14 protein-coding genes, 4 tRNA genes and 1 pseudogene are annotated in these 17,556 nt (G+C 58.2%); 3 read left to right on the top strand and 16 right to left on the bottom strand.

What is annotated here, in order from left to right; translation table 11 throughout:
- Window positions 1-26: 26 nt before the first annotated feature.
- The 3 genes from dgoD to RGU44_RS04535 are packed head-to-tail and all read right to left on the bottom strand — an operon-like array spanning window position 27 to window position 2,835.
- A complete protein-coding gene (dgoD, locus tag RGU44_RS04545; protein WP_219060786.1) occupies window positions 27-1,175 on the bottom strand; it encodes a galactonate dehydratase in 1,149 nt (382 codons plus the stop codon).
- 45 nt (window positions 1,176-1,220) lie between these two features.
- Complete coding sequence (locus RGU44_RS04540) at window positions 1,221-1,841, bottom strand: 2-dehydro-3-deoxy-6-phosphogalactonate aldolase (protein ID WP_322179562.1); 621 nt, start codon at window positions 1,839-1,841, stop codon at window positions 1,221-1,223.
- Between the two features lies 1 nt (window position 1,842).
- On the bottom strand, window positions 1,843-2,835 hold the full coding sequence (locus RGU44_RS04535) for a 2-dehydro-3-deoxygalactonokinase (RefSeq protein ID WP_322215856.1): 993 nt from the start codon (window positions 2,833-2,835) through the stop codon (window positions 1,843-1,845).
- 430 nt (window positions 2,836-3,265) lie between these two features.
- Here RGU44_RS04535 and RGU44_RS04530 point away from each other — a divergent pair, with 430 nt between their 5' ends.
- Entirely contained in the window at window positions 3,266-4,423 is a 1,158-nt protein-coding gene (locus tag RGU44_RS04530) for an acyltransferase (RefSeq protein ID WP_322179564.1), read from the top strand.
- Window positions 4,424-4,504: 81 nt separating this feature from the next.
- Here RGU44_RS04530 and asd read toward each other — a convergent pair whose 3' ends face one another.
- From asd to leuC, 5 genes are all read right to left on the bottom strand, one after another.
- Window positions 4,505-5,617: an aspartate-semialdehyde dehydrogenase gene (gene asd, locus RGU44_RS04525; RefSeq protein WP_219060782.1), complete on the bottom strand. Its 1,113-nt coding sequence runs from the start codon at window positions 5,615-5,617 to the stop codon at window positions 4,505-4,507.
- A gap of 57 nt (window positions 5,618-5,674) precedes the next feature.
- Window positions 5,675-6,757 (bottom strand): 3-isopropylmalate dehydrogenase, encoded by a 1,083-nt coding sequence (gene leuB, locus RGU44_RS04520; RefSeq protein WP_322179565.1) that lies wholly within the window; start codon window positions 6,755-6,757, stop codon window positions 5,675-5,677.
- An 81-nt stretch (window positions 6,758-6,838) separates the two neighbouring features.
- A complete protein-coding gene (locus tag RGU44_RS04515; RefSeq protein WP_322179566.1) occupies window positions 6,839-7,603 on the bottom strand; it encodes a class I SAM-dependent methyltransferase in 765 nt (254 codons plus the stop codon).
- A 123-nt stretch (window positions 7,604-7,726) separates the two neighbouring features.
- The gene (leuD, locus tag RGU44_RS04510) at window positions 7,727-8,368 is read right to left on the bottom strand and encodes a 3-isopropylmalate dehydratase small subunit (protein ID WP_322179567.1); all 642 of its coding nucleotides are present in this window, start codon (window positions 8,366-8,368) and stop codon (window positions 7,727-7,729) included.
- A gap of 10 nt (window positions 8,369-8,378) precedes the next feature.
- Entirely contained in the window at window positions 8,379-9,803 is a 1,425-nt protein-coding gene (gene leuC / locus RGU44_RS04505; protein ID WP_322179568.1) for a 3-isopropylmalate dehydratase large subunit, read from the bottom strand.
- A 149-nt stretch (window positions 9,804-9,952) separates the two neighbouring features.
- On the opposite strand from leuC, the gene RGU44_RS04500 reads away from it, so the two are divergent.
- Both RGU44_RS04500 and RGU44_RS04495 read left to right on the top strand, forming a co-directional pair.
- Complete coding sequence (locus RGU44_RS04500; protein WP_322179569.1) at window positions 9,953-10,825, top strand: LysR family transcriptional regulator; 873 nt, start codon at window positions 9,953-9,955, stop codon at window positions 10,823-10,825.
- Window positions 10,826-10,954: 129 nt separating this feature from the next.
- Window positions 10,955-13,783, top strand: a pseudogene (locus RGU44_RS04495) (EAL domain-containing protein); the annotation flags it as partial.
- A gap of 69 nt (window positions 13,784-13,852) precedes the next feature.
- Here RGU44_RS04495 and RGU44_RS04490 read toward each other — a convergent pair.
- The 8 genes from RGU44_RS04490 to RGU44_RS04455 form a co-directional block, all read right to left on the bottom strand.
- A complete protein-coding gene (locus RGU44_RS04490; protein ID WP_322179570.1) occupies window positions 13,853-14,812 on the bottom strand; it encodes a tRNA dihydrouridine synthase in 960 nt (319 codons plus the stop codon).
- 75 nt (window positions 14,813-14,887) lie between these two features.
- Entirely contained in the window at window positions 14,888-15,328 is a 441-nt protein-coding gene (locus RGU44_RS04485; RefSeq protein WP_322179571.1) for a thioesterase family protein, read from the bottom strand.
- A 60-nt stretch (window positions 15,329-15,388) separates the two neighbouring features.
- Entirely contained in the window at window positions 15,389-16,222 is an 834-nt protein-coding gene (locus tag RGU44_RS04480; RefSeq protein ID WP_322215852.1) for an alpha/beta fold hydrolase, read from the bottom strand.
- A 69-nt stretch (window positions 16,223-16,291) separates the two neighbouring features.
- Window positions 16,292-16,831, bottom strand: coding sequence for a TetR/AcrR family transcriptional regulator (locus RGU44_RS04475; protein ID WP_322179573.1), 540 nt, complete (start codon window positions 16,829-16,831; stop codon window positions 16,292-16,294).
- A 206-nt stretch (window positions 16,832-17,037) separates the two neighbouring features.
- Window positions 17,038-17,113 (bottom strand) — tRNA-Glu (locus RGU44_RS04470).
- 80 nt (window positions 17,114-17,193) lie between these two features.
- A tRNA-Ala gene (locus RGU44_RS04465) sits at window positions 17,194-17,269 on the bottom strand.
- A gap of 52 nt (window positions 17,270-17,321) precedes the next feature.
- Window positions 17,322-17,397: transfer RNA gene (locus RGU44_RS04460), tRNA-Glu, on the bottom strand.
- 80 nt (window positions 17,398-17,477) lie between these two features.
- Window positions 17,478-17,553, bottom strand: a tRNA-Ala gene (locus tag RGU44_RS04455).
- Window positions 17,554-17,556 lie beyond the last annotated feature (3 nt).

Raw genomic sequence — 17,556 nt, 5'->3', positions numbered from 1 at the left:
ACAACACGGAGCGGGGGATTACTGAATCACCACTCGGCAAAACTGCCATCGGCATGGCGCCAGATCGGGTTACGCCAGCGATGGCCGATGGCGGCGCGCTCCTTGACGTATTCTTCGTTGATTTCGATGCCCAGGCCCGGGCCGTTGGGGATCTTCACGAAGCCTTTGTCGTAGTCGAATACTTCCGGGTTTTTGATGTAATCGAGCAGGTCGTTACTTTCGTTGTAATGGATGCCCAGGCTCTGCTCCTGGATAAACGCGTTGTAGCAAACCGCATCCAGTTGCAAACAGGCAGCCAGGGCAATCGGCCCTAGCGGACAATGCAGCGCGAGGGCGACATCGTAAGCTTCAGCCATGTTGGCAATTTTGCGGGTTTCGGTGATCCCGCCTGCGTGCGAGGCATCGGGCTGAATGATGTCGACATAGCCTTCGCTCAGGACTCGTTTGAAGTCCCAGCGCGAAAACAATCGCTCACCCAAGGCAATCGGGGTGCTGGTCAGGGGCGCCAGTTCCTTGAGTGCTTCGTAGTTCTCGCTGAGCACCGGTTCTTCGATGAACATCAACTTGTACGGATCGAGTTCCTTCATTAGCACCTTGGCCATGGGTTTGTGCACCCGGCCATGGAAGTCGACGCCAATGCCGACGTTAGGCCCGACGGCATCCCGCACGGCGGCGACGTTGGCCAGCGCCAGGTCGACTTTTTCGAAGGAGTCGAGGAACTGCAACTCCTCGGTGCCGTTCATCTTGATGGCGGTAAAACCACGGTCCACGGCCTCTTTGGCAGCGCGAGCGGTGTCGGCTGGGCGATCACCGCCGATCCAGGAATACACTCGGATTTTGTCGCGCACCTGACCGCCGAGCAAATCGCTGACCGACACACCCAGGGCCTTGCCCTTGATGTCCCACAACGCCTGATCAATCCCGGCCAGAGCGCTCATGTGCACCGCCCCACCCCGATAAAAACCGCCGCGATAGAGCACGGTCCAGATGTCCTCGATGTTGCGCGGGTCCTTGCCAATCAGGTAATCGGACAATTCATCCACCGCCGCAGCGACCGTGTGCGCACGGCCTTCGACCACCGGCTCGCCCCAACCGGTCACACCTTGGTCGGTCTCGATTTTCAGGAACAACCAGCGTGGCGGAACAATAAACGTCGTGAGTTTGGTGATTTTCATGTGTGCGCTCTCTTATTGGAGGCGACGCTCAGGGCGCCGATCAGCTCAGCTCAATTGATTCCATGCAGATACGTAGGCATCGGCGCGCTCGGCAACCTCAGCGGCGCTCATCCCCGGTTTGAACAACCCGGAGCCAAGTCCGAAACCGCACACACCGGCGTCGATAAAGACCTGCATGTTGTCCGGCGTAATGCCGCCCACCGGGATCAGTGCGGTACCGGCTGGCAATACAGCAAGGAAGGCCTTGACCACTGCGGGCCCCATTTGCTCGGCGGGAAACAGCTTGAGTACGTCCGCGCCCTCAGCCAGTGCGGCGAAGGCCTCGGTCGGCGTGGCAACACCCGGCGACAGGTACAAGCCCGCCGCTTTGGCTGCGCGCAGCACCTTGGGGTCGCTGTGCGGCATGACGATCACTTGACCGCCCGCCTCCTTGACCCGCCCCACTTGCTCAGGCGTCAACACCGTGCCGGCGCCGATCAGGCAATCGGCAGGCAACGTTGCGCGCAGAATACGGATGCTGTCGTAAGGCTCAGGTGAATTAAGCGGCACTTCGATGACGCGAAAACCCGCTTGATACAGCACCTCACCGATGGACGCCGCCTCTTCAGGACGCAGACCACGGAGGATCGCGATCAAGCCGTTTTTAGCCAGTGTTTGTTTGAGCATGTCAGACCTCTGCAAGAGTGGGCTTGAGCAAGTTGGCCTGTACCGCCAATTGCCATAAACCGCGTTCGGTAGCCTGTTCGGCCACGGTCACCTGAGCGAAACCGCAGGCGGCCAGCGCACGTGAATAACGCGCGCACAGCTGGCTATTGCCGATCAGGATGATGGGAGGGAGGTGTTCGCGGGCTCGCTGCTGCAAGGCGACAAGCGCGACCAATTCGTGACCGATCAACAGACCGGACAGATAGTCGGGCTGCGCGGTGGCGCTGAGTTCACCGGTCAAACCAAGGGTCCGACAGCTGAATATCGTCGACAGCAGCCCGGCTGCACCGTCGGCAGACCCTGCGACAGCGACACCGCGATCAAATGCCTCGGCGTCGAACGCCTCGCTATGCTGCAGGGTTCGACCGAGGATGGTGTGTGCACTCAGGGCGGCATAGACCTCGCCCGTCATAAACGTGTCGAAATGCACGATGCAGCCATCGGTGACCTGCACCCATTTCGAGTGGCTGCCAGGCAGGCCGATCAACAATGGGTCGTGATTTTTTTCGGCGGGCAAGCTGGCGAGAATACCCATAACCTGGGTTTCTTCACCGCGCATCACATTGGGCAACACAGAACGCTGCAGCACGCCAGGAACGATGTGTACATCGACCCCACGGACACTGCGTACGGTTTGCAGGGCTGCGCTGAGACCCGCTACATCCGCAGGGGTTTCGCGGTACACCGCTTCACTCCATCCCTGGGCGCTGCCAACCATGCCGCAGGCGATGACAGGCGTCCCGGGCTCGGCGTCGAGCCAATCACCACACGCCTGATCGAACGCCAGCTCAAATCCATCGACACACATCACGCCGGCAATCAGCCGAGGGGCCGTCGGCAACTGCATGATGCCTGCGCTCAGTGAGCGCTGTTCCAGAACCTGGCCCTGTTCCCCGAGCCGATAGGCACGCAGAGAGGTTGTCCCCCAATCGAGCGCGATCAATTGCGCGTGCATCGCTTCACCTGTTTTATTTTTTTGCGAGATAAGTGAGTGCGCGACGACTATAGACCCAAAGTTTGCATCGTCTCAATATGTAAATTAATATCCCATATATAGGGAATTACAAGCCATACATAAAGTGCCGACAAACGCGCCTGTACGCAGCACGTCAGCACTGGCATCATTTCTGCCAAATACGGCATACTGCCCAAGCATTCCCCAAGTTGATCCACCCTCCAATCGGCCCCTGCGCCGAGGGTGGTAACTATCCTTAAATTCTTCGCCCGTTCCCTCCCCGTGTGTTCTCTGTCTCTGGCCTGTTGACGCTTTGTCGCGCACAGGTTTCCAGGGTTGTGGTCATGCCGTGCGCATTGCGTTTGTGCGGCCATTGCCGCGTTGCCAAAAAAGTCGTCAGACCCACTTCTCATCTGCAAGGACAACTGCCATGAAGCGATTTCTGGTGCTCGATAGTTTTCGCGGTCTGTGTGCCTTGGCGGTGGTGATGCATCACTCCCACGCGCTGCGCAGCTTTACTGAACTGACGTTTTTCAAGAACGCTAACTACCTCGTCGAGTTCTTCTTCGTCCTCAGCGGCTTTGTGCTTTATCACACCTATGCGAACCGGTTGGGCTCGGTCGAGCAGTTGCGCCGTTTCGTGATCACTCGCACCTGCCGCCTGTACCCGCTGCACGTGGTGATGCTGGCGGTATTCATCGGCTTCGAAGTATTGAAAGTCGTGGTCGAGCGCTACGGGATGTCCTTCAACGCCCCGAGCTTCACCGGCGCCCGGGCGCCCGACGAGATTGTGCCGAACCTGCTGTTGATTCAGTCCTGGTGGCCGAGTTTCAACGCGCTGTCGTTCAACTATCCGTCGTGGAGCATCAGCGTCGAATACTACCTGTACCTGATCTTCGGCCTGATCGCCCTGGCCTTGCCGACGCAGGCGCGCAAGGTTTTCGTAGCCATCGCGGTACTCGCTTTCCTCGCGCTCTACTTCAAGAGCACGCTGGTAACGGACAATGCGCTGAAAGGTCTGGGCTGTTTTTTTGCGGGGGGCGTTACTTACCGGGTATACGCAAAACTGCCAAGCCTGCACCTGAGTCCACTGCTTGGCAGCGCGCTTGAGGTGCTGGTTCTGGGTGTGATCTACCTGATCATGATTTACAGCGATACGCCCCAGGATATTCTCCTGAGCCTGCTGTTCTGCGTGGCGATCTGGGTGTTTGCGTTCGAAGCCGGCTGGGTGTCGACGCTGCTGCGAAAATCTCTGTTCACCTGGCTTGGCATGCTGTCGTTTTCTATCTATATGACCCACGCAGCGGTGATTTTCGCGATGTCGATCGGGGTGATGATTGTCGCCAAGCTTACCCACCTGCCGCTGCTGATAGACCTACCCAGCGAAATCGTTGGCGTGGTTATCCGCTATATCGATACCGGCAGCATGGCACTCGACAATCTACTGATGGTCATTGAAGTGGCGGCGGTGCTGGCTGTTTCGGTGCTGAGCTATCGCCACATCGAACTGCGCGGCATCGCGCTTGGCAAGCGATGGAGCAAGGACCGCTTGACCGCGGCAAGCCTGGCACCACGCCTTCCCGAATGAATTCGCTCGCTACGCTTTCACACGCGCAATAAAAAACCGCTTCTCAAACGAGAAGCGGTTTTTTTTGAAACAGCCAACGCATTAACGTTCCAGCAGAATCCGCAACATACGACGCAGCGGTTCGGCGGCACCCCAGAGCAACTGGTCGCCAACAGTGAACGCGCCCAAGTATTGCGAGCCCATGTTCAGCTTGCGCAGACGTCCCACCGGAATGCTCATTGTCCCGGTTACCGCCGTTGGGCTCAGCTCTTGAATGCTCGCTTCACGGTGGTTCGGTACCAGCTTCACCCATGGGTTGTGCTGGCTGATCATGCCTTCGATGTCGGCGATTGGCACATCCTTGTTCAGCTTGATGGTCAGCGCCTGGCTGTGGCAACGCATGGAGCCGATGCGCACGCAGATACCATCGACCGGGATCGGGTTCTTGAAGCGACCCAGGATCTTGTTGGTCTCGGCCTGGCCTTTCCACTCTTCACGGCTCTGACCGTTCGGCAACTCTTTGTCGATCCACGGAATCAAACTGCCGGCCAATGGCACGCCGAAGTTCTCAGTCGGGAAGGCTTCGCTGCGCATGGCTTCGGCAACCTTGCGGTCGATGTCGAGGATCGCGCTGGCCGGGTTGGCCAAGTCGTCGGCCACGGCAGCGTGAGTAGCACCCATCTGCTTGATCAGTTCACGCATGTTCTGCGCGCCGGCACCGGAGGCCGCCTGATACGTCATGACGTTCATCCACTCCACCAGACCGGCTTCGAACAAACCGCCCAGGCCCATCAGCATCAGGCTGACCGTGCAGTTGCCGCCAATGAAGTTTTTGGTCCCGGCATCGAGCTGCTGGTCGATCACCTTGCGGTTTACCGGGTCCAGCACGATTACCGCGTCATCCTGCATACGCAGGCTGGAAGCGGCATCGATCCAGTACCCCTGCCAGCCGGCTTCGCGCAGTTTCGGGAAGACCTCATTGGTGTAGTCGCCACCCTGACAGGTCAGAACCACGTCGAGGGTTTTGAGTTCTTCGATGCTGTAAGCGTCCTTCAGGGGCGCAATATCCTTGCCCACGGCCGGGCCTTGGCCACCGACGTTGGACGTGGTGAAGAACACCGGCTCGATCAGATCAAAATCCTGCTCTTCCAGCATCCGCTGCATGAGCACGGAACCGACCATACCGCGCCAACCGATCAGACCTACACGTTTCATCGCAACTGCACCTTTAACGAAAAAGTGGGCCGCTCCGATAAGAGCGGGCCCGAGATATTACAGATTGAGCAGCGCGGCGACTACGGCCTCGCCCATTTCCTGCGTACCTACTTTGGCGTTACCAATCGACCAGATGTCGCCGGTACGCAAACCTTGATCCAGTACCAGGCTCACAGCCCGTTCGATCGCCTCAGCAGCAGCCAGCTGATTGAAGCTGTAACGCAGCATCATCGCGACCGACAGAATCGTTGCCAGCGGGTTGGCAATGCCCTGCCCTGCGATGTCTGGAGCCGAGCCGTGGCAGGGTTCGTACATGCCCTTACTGTTGGCATCCAGCGACGCCGAAGGCAGCATGCCGATAGAACCGGTGAGCATCGAAGCCTCGTCTGACAGAATATCGCCGAACAGGTTATCGGTGACGATCACATCGAACTGCTTGGGTGCACGTACCAGTTGCATCGCCGCGTTGTCGACGTACATGTGGCTCAGCTCGACATCAGGATAATCCTTGGCGACCTGTTCGACCACTTCACGCCAGAGCTGGCTGGATTCCATGACGTTGGCTTTGTCCACCGAGCACAGTTTCTTGCTGCGAAGCCGGGCCATGTCAAAGCCTACACGGGCGATACGACGGATTTCGCTCTCGCTGTACGGGAGAGTGTTGTAACCCTCGCGCTCGCCGTTGTCGAGGGTACGAATACCCCGTGGCGTACCGAAGTAGATACCGCCGGTCAGCTCACGAACGATCAGGATGTCCAGGCCCGACACCACTTCCGGTTTCAAGGTGGACGCTTCAGCCAATTGCGGATACAGAATGGCTGGCCGCAGGTTGCCGAACAGTTTCAGCTCGGAGCGAATCTTCAGCAGGCCTTTTTCCGGACGAATTGCACGGTCCAGCGTGTCCCATTTCGGGCCACCGACGGCACCGAGCAGCACAGCATCGGCAGCGCGGGCGCGGGCCAGGGTTTCATCGGCCAAAGGCACGCCATACTTGTCGATGGCCGCGCCACCGATCAGGTCATGGCTGAGCACGAAGCCCAACTGAAACTTGTCATTGACCAACTCCAGCACCTTGACCGCTTCGGCCATGATTTCCGGACCGATACCATCACCTGGGAGAATCAGAATCTGCTTGCTCATACGTTCCTCAATCCATTTAAACGGCGCGTGATCGTGCGCCTGCAAAAAGAACCATCACTGCTTTTTATAGAAGCAACAAGACTAACGTTCTGCCCACAACACCAGCACATCGGTGCTGAAGGAGCCGTCGTCAGTGATCTCAAAATACTCGCGCACTTCTGCACCCATTGCCTCCTGCAACTCACGAATCGCGACACGCAACACCTGTGGCGTGCGCATACGCTCGACCCACGAACTGTACTCCAGGTGCAAGCGCTGACGGCTGTGACTGCGGGTGAATAACCCGGCCTCGCTGACATGGCGCAACCACTCACCCGCAGAATAGTCGCGGACGTGGCTGGTGTCGCGCAGCACTTCAACACTTTGCAGATACGTATCGAACAGCGGACTGCCTGGCGACATGACGTCGATAAACGCCGCAACGCCACCCGGTTTCAGCACGCGTCGCACTTCACGGAGGGCCAGGCCCAGATCGCTCCAGTGATGCGCCGAGTAACGGCTGAACACAAAATCGAACTCGCCGTCCTCGAACGGAAGGCGCTCGGCGGCCCCACAGACCGTTTGCACGTTGCTCAGTCCACGCTCTACCGCCGCGCTGGCGACCACATCGAGCATCTGCTGCGACAGGTCGTAAGCCACCACCTCGCCCACCGACGACGCCACATTAAAACTCACATGACCGGCGCCACAGCCCAGATCCAGCACTCGCGCATCGCCACGCCCGGCCACTTCTGCCTGTAGCAACGCGAACTCGGTGCCTTGAGCGTGCACAGCACTGCTCAGATAGGCCGCTGCCTGTTCACCGAATTGACGCTGGACGACTTGGGTGTGCGCGGTGTGGGTCATCATGGAGTTCCTTAATAGGCTTCGACTGTCGGGACGCTATCGCGGGCAAGCCCGCTCCTACAAGAACAGTACGCATTCTGCAGAAGCGGGCTTGCCCGCGGTCAGCTTGACGCGGTCTATCAATCAGTCGCGAAACAACCACGGCTGGCTGGCGCGATGCATGCTTTCGAAGCGGGCAATCGCCTCGCCATCCATCAGCGTCAGACCAATGTCGTCCAGGCCGTTGAGCAGGCAGTGCTTGCGGAACGCATCGATCTCGAAGCTCAAGACTTTGCCGTCAGGACGGGTCACGGTCTGCGCCACCAGATCAACGTTCAATTGATAACCCGGCGTGGCCTCGACCTGTTCGAACAACTCATCGACCTCCGCATCGCTGAGGATGATCGGCAGCAGACCGTTCTTGAAGCTGTTGTTGAAGAAGATGTCGGCATAGCTCGGCGCAATGATGCTGCGAAAGCCATATTCTTCCAGCGCCCAAGGCGCGTGTTCACGGCTGGAACCGCAGCCAAAATTCTCGCGAGCCAGTAATACGCTGGCACCTTGATAACGCGCGTTATTGAGCACGAAATCCTTGTTCAATGGACGCTTGGAGTTGTCCTGATAAGGTTGCCCCACATCCAGATAGCGCCACTCGTCAAACAGATTAGGACCAAAGCCCGTGCGTTTGATCGATTTGAGAAACTGTTTGGGAATGATCTGATCAGTGTCGACGTTGGCACGATCCAAAGGAGCGACGAGGCCGGTGTGCTGAGTAAATGCTTTCATGCTGGGCTCCTTAGTGTTGGATCAAGTCACGAACGTCGACGAATCGACCGTTGACCGCCGCCGCTGCCGCCATGGCAGGGCTGACCAGGTGAGTACGGCCACCGGCGCCTTGACGGCCTTCGAAGTTACGGTTGGATGTGGACGCGCAATGCTCGCCGGACTCCAAACGGTCCGGGTTCATCGCCAGGCACATCGAGCAGCCCGGTTCACGCCATTCAAAACCGGCCTCGATGAAAATCTTGTCCAGCCCTTCTTTTTCCGCCTGCGCCTTCACCAGACCCGAGCCTGGCACCACGATGGCCTGTTTGACGGTGGAAGCAACTTTGCGGCCTTTGGCGATCTCTGCCGCAGCACGCAAGTCTTCGATCCGCGAGTTGGTGCAGGAGCCGATAAACACACGATCCAGCTGAATGTCAGTGATCGCCTGATTGGCATGCAAGCCCATGTACTTCAACGCGCGCTCGATAGAACCCCGCTTGACCAGATCGGTTTCTTTGGCCGGGTCAGGCACGTTTTGATCGACGGCCAACACCATTTCCGGTGAAGTGCCCCAACTGACTTGCGGCTTGATCTGAGCGGCATCGAGCTTGATCACGGTATCGAAGGTGGCGTCGGCATCGGACACCAGGTCCTTCCAGGCTTCGACAGCCAAGTCCCACTCCGCACCTTTAGGGGCAAACGGACGACCCTTCACGTAAGCGACCGTTTTTTCATCAGTCGCCACCAGGCCCACGCGAGCGCCGGCTTCGATGGACATGTTGCAGATGGTCATACGCCCTTCGACGGACAGGTCGCGAATCGCGCTGCCTGCGAACTCGATAGCATGACCATTGCCGCCCGCCGTACCGATCTTGCCGATAACAGCAAGAACGATGTCTTTGGCCGTGACGCCAAACGGCAATGTGCCTTCGACCGACACCAACATGTTTTTCATTTTCTGGGCGACCAGGCACTGCGTAGCGAGCACATGCTCGACCTCGGAAGTGCCGATGCCATGGGCCAACGCGCCAAACGCACCGTGAGTCGAGGTGTGCGAATCGCCGCAGACCACGGTCATACCCGGCAACGTAGCGCCTTGCTCAGGGCCAATGACGTGAACGATGCCCTGACGTGGGTCATTCATCTTGAATTCGGTAATGCCATATTCATCGCAGTTGTCGTCAAGGGTCTGCACCTGCAGACGAGACACTTGATCGACGATGGCCTCAATCCCGCCTTTACGCTCCGGTGTCGTCGGCACGTTATGGTCTGGAGTGGCAATGTTGGCATCGATCCGCCATGGCTTGCGCCCGGCCAGACGCAGACCCTCGAAGGCTTGCGGCGAGGTCACTTCGTGAATGATGTGACGGTCGATATAAATCAGCGCCGAACCATCGTCGCGCTGTTTGACCAAATGCGAATCCCAGAGCTTGTCGTAGAGCGTTTTGCCGGCCATCAGACGTTTCCTCATCAGCTTGTTTCTATGCCGGTTATCGATGACGTGGCTCAATAACCCTTTGGCTTGTGAGGAAGATCCTATGGGGTATGATTAAATAACTCAAATTCATATTTTTTATGCTTTGGATAACCAATTGGAATCCTAAAATGGATCTAGCCAATCTCAACGCGTTTATTGCCATTGCCGAGACAGGAGGCTTCTCAGCGGCAGGGGAACGCTTGCATCTGACCCAGCCAGCGATCAGTAAACGAATTGCCGGTCTGGAGCAGCAACTCAAGGTTCGGCTGTTCGACCGACTGGGTCGTGAAGTCAGCCTGACCGAGGCTGGCCGGGCACTGCTGCCCAGAGCCTATCAAATCCTTAGCGTGCTGGACGACACTCGCCGCGCATTGACTAACCTCAGCGGCGAGATCAGCGGACGCCTGACCCTGGCAACCAGCCACCACATCGGCCTGCATCGCCTGCCTCCCTTATTGCGCGAGTTCACACGGCGATACCCCGAGGTCGCGCTGGACATCCAGTTTCTCGACTCGGAAGTGGCCTACGATGAAATCCTCCATGGGCGCGCCGAACTGGCGGTGATCACCCTCGCTCCGCAACCGCATACGCTGGTCAAGGCGGTAGTGGTCTGGGACGACCCACTGGATTTCGTCGCAGCCCCAGAACATCCCTTGGCCAACAGCGGCGCTGTAAGCCTGATGGATATAGCGCGCTATCCAGCGGTGTTTCCCGGAGAAAATACATTCACCCATCACATCGTCAGCCGCCTGTGCGAAGCTCAAGGCCTGAAACCGAACATCGCCATGAGCACCAACTATATGGAGACCATCAAAATGATGGTCTCCATTGGCCTGGCCTGGAGCGTCTTGCCACGCACCATGCTTGATGATCAAGTAGCGCGCATCCCTTTGCCGGGCATTCAGCTCACTCGCCAGCTAGGCTACATTGTGCACACTGAAAGGACACTCTCCAATGCCGCACGAGCATTCATGGCATTACTGGATGCGCAAATAACGTAGTCTCCGAGCATAAAAGCGCTTAAAACAATCAACGTCTTTGCCCACTTTCTCAAGGCTTGTTGACCGATGCCCAAAACAGCTGACGGCCTCCTACTCCCGGCGTTTCACCAGGTCACCGACTCCAGCGAGTCGGAAAAACGCTTTGAGACTCTGTATAACCTCAGTCCCAATGTAGTCCTTCTGACCCGGCTGGAAGACGGCCTTATCTGTGAGGCCAATCGACATTTCGAAAGCCTGCTGGGCTGGCCAATCAAAGATATTCTGGGCCGTACCAGCGTGGAAATCGGGCTATGGGCTGTTCCGGCACAACGTCAACAGGTTCACGACATGGTCAAGGGCGAACCCAAACCCGTTACCCTTGAGGTGCAATTGCACGCCAGCAATGGCCGGGTTCACGATGGCACGCTCTGCGCACAGAAGATCGTGCTGGATAACTGCGCCTATCTTCTCAGCACTTTTCTGGACAACACCGAACACAAGCGTGCCGAACTGGCCCTCAAAGAAAGTCAGGAGCGTCTGGACCTGGCACTGGATTCGGCGCAACTGGGCACGTGGGACTGGCACATCCCCACCGGCATGTTGTATGGGTCAGCCCGAGCCGCGCAGTTGCACGGCCTGGCACCGGAGCCTTTTCACGAATCATTCGATGCCTTTTTCGAGGGTGTGCCCGGCAAAGACCGAGACCACATGCGTCAGGCCTATCGCAGCCTGCGCGAAGGCCCGGCGGGCAATTATCAGATCACCTACCGCATTCAGCTGGAGAACGGCACTTCGCGCTTTCTCGAAAGCCGCGCCCGGCTCTACCGTGATGCAAACGGCGAACCGCTGCGCATGGCCGGTACGTTGCTGGACATCAGCGACCAGGTCGAGCGCGAGCAACGCCTGAGCAGTTCAGAGGAGAAGTTCGCCAGCCTGTTTCAAGCCAGCCCTGACCCGGTATGTGTCACCCATTTCGAGACCGGCCAATTCGTCGAGATCAACCCCAGTTTCACCCAGACATTTGGCTGGAAAGCCGATGAAATCATCGGCCTGAACGTTACGGATATCAGTTTTTGGGCGGACCCGTTAAAACGCCAGCAACGCAACAAGCAAATCATCCGCGACAAGGGCCTGGACAATCTTGAGGTGCTGCTGAAGAACAAGGAAGGCGAACTGCTGACCTGCGTCATCTCCAGCCGCTTGATCGTGGTCGACGAACAACCGTGCATTGTTACCACCCTGCGCGACATCACCCAACAGCAACGTGCCGAAGCGGCGCTCAAGGCCAGCGAAGAGAAGTTTGCCAAAGCGTTCCACTCCAGCCCCGACGCCATCACCATCACCGAGCGCGATTCGGGTTGCTACCTTGAGGTCAACGACGGTTTCTGCCGGTTGACCGGCTACAGCTCCAAAGAGGTGATAGGACGCACTGCCTACGACGTGGGCATCTGGGCTGAACCGGCGCAGCGCAGCCTGATAATCAGTGATTTACAGGACCAAGGCCGCGTCCATCACCGGGAAATGCTGGCACGCAATAAAAATGGAGACATGCTGACGGTTGATGTGTCAGTGGAGCCCATCACCCTGAATGAAACGCCGTGCCTGCTGATGACTGCCCGCGACATCAGCCAATTGAAGAACGCTCAGGCGCAGATTCAGCACCTGGCCTACCACGACCCGCTGACCGACCTGCCCAATCGCGCGTTGCTGATGGATCGTCTAAGCCAGCAGATTGCCCTGCTCAAACGTCATAACCTGCGGGGCGCGCTATTGTTTCTCGACCTCGACCACTTCAAGCACATCAACGACTCTCTCGGTCACCCGGTCGGTGACAGCGTGTTGAAGGTCATCACCGCACGCCTGGAGGCCAGCGTGCGCACCGAAGATACGGTGGCGCGTCTGGGCGGCGATGAATTCGTGGTCCTGATCACCGGACTGGAAGGCACGCGGGCCGAAGTCACCCATCAGGTACGCGGCCTGGCTGACACCCTGCGTGAGTTACTGGCAGAGCCGATGTTCCTCGACGGTCAACGTCTGCAGGTGACACCGAGCATTGGCGTGGCCTTGATCCCCGATCATGGGTCAACCCCGGCTGACCTGCTCAAGCGTGCGGACATTGCCTTGTACCGGGCCAAGGATTCTGGGCGCAACACCACACAACTGTTCCACAGCACCATGCAGAAAGCCGCCAGTGAGCGCCTGAGCCTGGAAAACGATTTACGCCTGGCCCTGCCCCGCGGCGAGTTCAGCTTACACTACCAGCCTCAGGTGGACGCACGAGACAACCGCATCGTCGGTGCCGAAGCGTTGCTGCGCTGGCAGCGTCCGCAATTGGGCGCGATGGCACCGAGTCACTTCATTCAGGTGCTGGAAGAAAGCGGAATGATTCTGGAAGTCGGTAGCTGGATTCTTGATGAAGCGTGCAAGGCAGGCGGACAGCTATTAAGGGAAGCGTTGATCGACGCGGATGATTTCAGCATGTGCGTCAACATCAGTCCCCGGCAGTTTCGCCAGAATGACTTCGTCGAGCGCGTCGAACGTAGCCTGCGCGTTCATCGCCTACCCAGCCGGCTTCTCAAGCTGGAGATCACCGAAGGCATCGTAATCCAGAACCTGGACGACACCATCGCCAAAATGCGTCGCTTGAAGAAAATGGGCGTCAGCTTCGCGATGGATGATTTTGGCACGGGTTACTCGTCGCTGACCTATCTCAAGCGCTTGCCGGTGGACGCGCTCAAAATCGATCAATCGTTCGTGCGCGATGCAACCACTGACCCCAACGACGCCGAAATCATCCGCGCCATCGTGGCCATGGCCCAGAGTCTGAACCTGGCAGTGATCGCCGAGGGCGTGGAAAAACCGGAACAACTGAGGTTTCTCGAACAATTGGGTTGCCATTTATATCAAGGGTATTTGTTCAGCGAGGCGCTGCCGCTGGAGGGGTTTATGGGGATGCTGAGTCAGGAACAAGAGCCATGAGTTTGGCCGCCATAAGCCCATAAACAAGAAAGGCGCCGATCAGGGCGCCTTTCTTGAGCCAGAATGATTTCAAGCCGCCTCGCTGTGAACAAATCCAATCAACTGTCCGATCCGCTCGCAATCGGTCTCACGCCGCAGGGTGTTAAACAGCGTTGTCGCCTCGGGATAGCTTTTGGTCAGCAGCGCCAGCCATTGCTTCAAACGGCCGGGGGCCTGAATCGGGGTCATTTTGTTCAACGCCTGTTGCCAGAAGTCTTGCAGGAAGGGCTGCAGTTGCGTCCAGGTCATCTCGATCACGTCTTCGCCCGCCTCGGCAGCCGCAATTTGCCGGGCCAGATCAGGGCGCGCGACCAACCCGCGACCGATCATGATGTCTCGGGCGCCACATATTTCCCGGCAGCGTCGCCAGTCGTCAACGGTCCAGATTTCGCCGTTGGCAACGACCGGGACCTTGACCACTTCCTGGATACGCGCGATCCATTCCCAGTGCGCTGGCGGTTTGTAGCCATCGACCTTGGTCCGAGCATGGACCACAATCTGCTCCGCACCACCATCGGCCAGTGCCCGGGCGCAATCGAGAGCGCCCTCCGGGCTTTCATAACCCAGACGCATTTTCGCCGTCACCGGGATATGCGCAGGCACAGCGCGCCGTACATGGTTGACGATGCTGTGCAGCAACTCCGGCTCTTTGAGCAGGATCGCGCCGCCACGGGAACGATTGACGGTCTTGGCCGGACAACCGAAGTTCAGGTCCAGCACGGGGGCACCCAGCTCACAGGCATAGGCTGCGTTTTCGGCCAGGCACACAGGATCGGAACCCAGCAATTGCAGGCGTAAGGGCACACCCGCATCGGTCTTCGCCCCCTGGTGCAACTCCGAGGCGTATTTGTAGAAGTAGTGGGCCGGCATCAGGCGCTCGGACACACGAATGAATTCGGTCACACACCAATCGATGCCGCCAACCTGAGTCAGCACATCGCGCAGGATGTCGTCGACCAACCCCTCCATGGGCGCCAAGGCAATTTGCATGGGTCACACTCGAAAAAAAGTCCGGCAGTTTACGGGGCGTCCACTGGATTGGAAACGCTTATACGCCGTTTGGCGTCAGGCTTGCGGGTTGACCAGCGCCGGACCATAGCCTTCGATGAACTCGGCAGGCATACGTTTGGGTTTACCGCTGGACAGTTCGATGCAGACGAAGGTGGTTTGCGCGCGCAGTAACGTCAGACCGTCACTTGGCCGCTTGAGCTGAAAACGGCGGGTCATCTTCAGGCGTTGATCCCAATCGACGATCCAGGTTGCCAATTGCAGCTCGTCGTCCTCGTAGGCGCTGGCCAGGTAGTCGATTTCATGCCGGACCACCGCCATCGCCCGATCGATTCGACGGTACTCGCTCAAATCCAGGCCAAGCCGTTGTGAATGTCGCCATGCGCAACGCTCCAGCCAAGTCACGTACACCGCATTATTGGCATGACCCAGCCCATCGATGTCTTCAGCCACCACACTCAGGTCAATGACGAATGGCGTTGCCAGATCCCAGCTCATGCTCGCTCCTTGATGTGTGCCCCAACGTGGAGAGCAACTCGCGAGCAGTGTAACGGAAGCTCAGGCAGATTGGCGCTGCGGGTGTGCGCTGCCGGCCAGCAACGCCAACACGCCCTCGATCACCTTCGGATCGGCCAGCACCCGCTGATGTCCGCCCTGCTTGAGGAGCAACAAGCGGCTGTCAAACCAGGCATCGTGGATCCGTTGCGCTTCGTCCACCGGCACCATGAGGTCATCCTCCGCATGCACGATCAAGCCTGGCACATTCAGCTCATAGCGGCTGACATCCAGCGCAGACGCCGCCATGCCCACCTCGCGTTCGAACTGCCTGATGAACGAAGAGCGCGCAACAGGTGGCAATCCAACCCGATGCGCAAAACCACGCAGCACCCCCAATACACGGCTCGGCGCGGCAATGCTCACCAGGGTTTCGCTGCGCAGGCCCATCTGAGTCGCCAGCAGCACGCTGGCGCCGCCCATGGAATGGCCAATTACGGCTTTGAGTGGCGGAAGCTCTGCCGAAGCTTCCAGCAGCGCCCTGGCAAACAACACCACATGAGCTTCATGACCGGGGGACTGTCCATGGCCTGGACCGTCAAGCGCCACGACGGTATAACCCGCAGTGACCAAGGCCTCTATCAAACTGGCGAATTGGGTTGGGCGCCCTTCCCAGCCATGCATGAGCAACACCGTAGGACCCGCCCCCCAACGCAAGGCGGAAAGACCGAAGCGCAAGGTCACGCGCTCGGCACGGGCCAGGACTGGCAACTCCCAGTCAGACGGCAATCGATGCTGCGGGGTAGTGAACGCCAGATGCATTTTTGCTGCCACCAACCTGGGTGCCAGCCGACCCAAGGTGCCATTGACTCCGCGAATCCAGCCTAACCTGCTCATCGCTTCTCTCCTGCAAACCCACTGCGTTGCGTTGTGTGTTTTAAATTCTGGCACTGCAAACAGCGTTGATCACAGTACCGCCGACTTTGCGGCCCGGAGCACCCGGTCAGATAATTCGCAAGGGCCTAAAGCGCGCGCCAAGGCCAGACCACCGGTCATCAATGCCATGTCCGCCAGGACCTTGTCGGCGTCCTCAGGGCTGTCCGCCAATTGCGCCACCATCAACTCCACATGCTCGGCCAATACCGCACGAAAACCGTCAGGCAGACGCGACAGCTCACCCACGGTTGATGGCAACGGACAGGCATGCTCCGTAGCGTCCCGATGCTTACGCGACAAATAGAAGGCAGCGACCAGCGCTCGGCGCTCATCGCCAGCCAAGTGCTCGTCAATTTGCGCCATCAGCGCCCTGCGCTGGCCGAGCAATTGACTGAAGGCCTCGAGCATCAAGGCATCCTTACTTTCAAAGTGCGCGTAAAAACCACCCACCGTAAGGCCGGCAGCACCCATCACGTTGCTGACACTCGGCTCAACCGGACCCTGCTGGATCAGAGCAGAGCTGGCGGCCTGAAGAATACGCTCGCGGGTTTGCGCCTTTTTATCGTTCATGCTCGCCTCCAAATATTATGGATATAATATTATCTCCATAATATTTATTGGCAAGCAGATTGTCATGCCGCCGGTCGGCAGGACGAATGCGATACAGCGCAAGAAGGGGTTGACGGAAAATACGGCAGGAGGGGTAAAACGCAGCACAAAAACAAAAGGGCCATTCAATAATTGAATGACCCTTGGTCCCGTAGAACGGGCAATCGTGGCGTCCCCTAGGGGACTCGAACCCCTGTTACCGCCGTGAAAGGGCGGTGTCCTAGGCCACTAGACGAAGGGGACGCAAAACCTTCTATACAACGTGATCAGACTGAGCCTGATCGATTCAAGGCCTGCGTGGCCAAGCCTTGAACTGTACAATTTGGTGGAGCTAAACGGGATCGAACCGTTGACCTCTTGCATGCCATGCAAGCGCTCTCCCAGCTGAGCTATAGCCCCGGATTTTTCGCCTCACGGCGGAGCAATACCTCGCGGCACTGCTTCTTGATACTGGCGTCCCCTAGGGGACTCGAACCCCTGTTACCGCCGTGAAAGGGCGGTGTCCTAGGCCACTAGACGAAGGGGACGCAAAACCTTCTATACAACGTGATCAGACTGAGCCTGATCGATTCAAGGCCTGCGTGGCCAAGCCTTGAATTGTACAATTTGGTGGAGCTAAACGGGATCGAACCGTTGACCTCTTGCATGCCATGCAAGCGCTCTCCCAGCTGAGCTATAGCCCCACG

It is taken from the genome of Pseudomonas sp. 5C2, from assembly GCF_034314155.1.
Lineage (GTDB): Bacteria > Pseudomonadota > Gammaproteobacteria > Pseudomonadales > Pseudomonadaceae > Aquipseudomonas.
Note: the sequence above shows the minus strand (reverse complement) of the source record. Positions and strands in the feature narration are given on the sequence as shown.

Bases quoted from the DNA above. Each gene is read 5' to 3' on its own strand.
- dgoD (WP_219060786.1), bottom strand. From the start codon at position 1,175: ATGAAAATCACCAAACTCACGACGTTTATTGTTCCGCCACGCTGGTTG.
- RGU44_RS04540 (WP_322179562.1), bottom strand. From the start codon at position 1,841: ATGCTCAAACAAACACTGGCTAAAAACGGCTTGATCGCGATCCTCCGT.
- RGU44_RS04535 (WP_322215856.1), bottom strand. From the start codon at position 2,835: ATGCACGCGCAATTGATCGCGCTCGATTGGGGGACAACCTCTCTGCGT.
- RGU44_RS04530 (WP_322179564.1), top strand. From the start codon at position 3,266: ATGAAGCGATTTCTGGTGCTCGATAGTTTTCGCGGTCTGTGTGCCTTG.
- asd (WP_219060782.1), bottom strand. From the start codon at position 5,617: ATGAAACGTGTAGGTCTGATCGGTTGGCGCGGTATGGTCGGTTCCGTG.
- leuB (WP_322179565.1), bottom strand. From the start codon at position 6,757: ATGAGCAAGCAGATTCTGATTCTCCCAGGTGATGGTATCGGTCCGGAA.
- RGU44_RS04515 (WP_322179566.1), bottom strand. From the start codon at position 7,603: ATGACCCACACCGCGCACACCCAAGTCGTCCAGCGTCAATTCGGTGAA.
- leuD (WP_322179567.1), bottom strand. From the start codon at position 8,368: ATGAAAGCATTTACTCAGCACACCGGCCTCGTCGCTCCTTTGGATCGT.
- leuC (WP_322179568.1), bottom strand. From the start codon at position 9,803: ATGGCCGGCAAAACGCTCTACGACAAGCTCTGGGATTCGCATTTGGTC.
- RGU44_RS04500 (WP_322179569.1), top strand. From the start codon at position 9,953: ATGGATCTAGCCAATCTCAACGCGTTTATTGCCATTGCCGAGACAGGA.
- RGU44_RS04490 (WP_322179570.1), bottom strand. From the start codon at position 14,812: ATGCAAATTGCCTTGGCGCCCATGGAGGGGTTGGTCGACGACATCCTG.
- RGU44_RS04485 (WP_322179571.1), bottom strand. From the start codon at position 15,328: ATGAGCTGGGATCTGGCAACGCCATTCGTCATTGACCTGAGTGTGGTG.
- RGU44_RS04480 (WP_322215852.1), bottom strand. From the start codon at position 16,222: ATGAGCAGGTTAGGCTGGATTCGCGGAGTCAATGGCACCTTGGGTCGG.
- RGU44_RS04475 (WP_322179573.1), bottom strand. From the start codon at position 16,831: ATGAACGATAAAAAGGCGCAAACCCGCGAGCGTATTCTTCAGGCCGCC.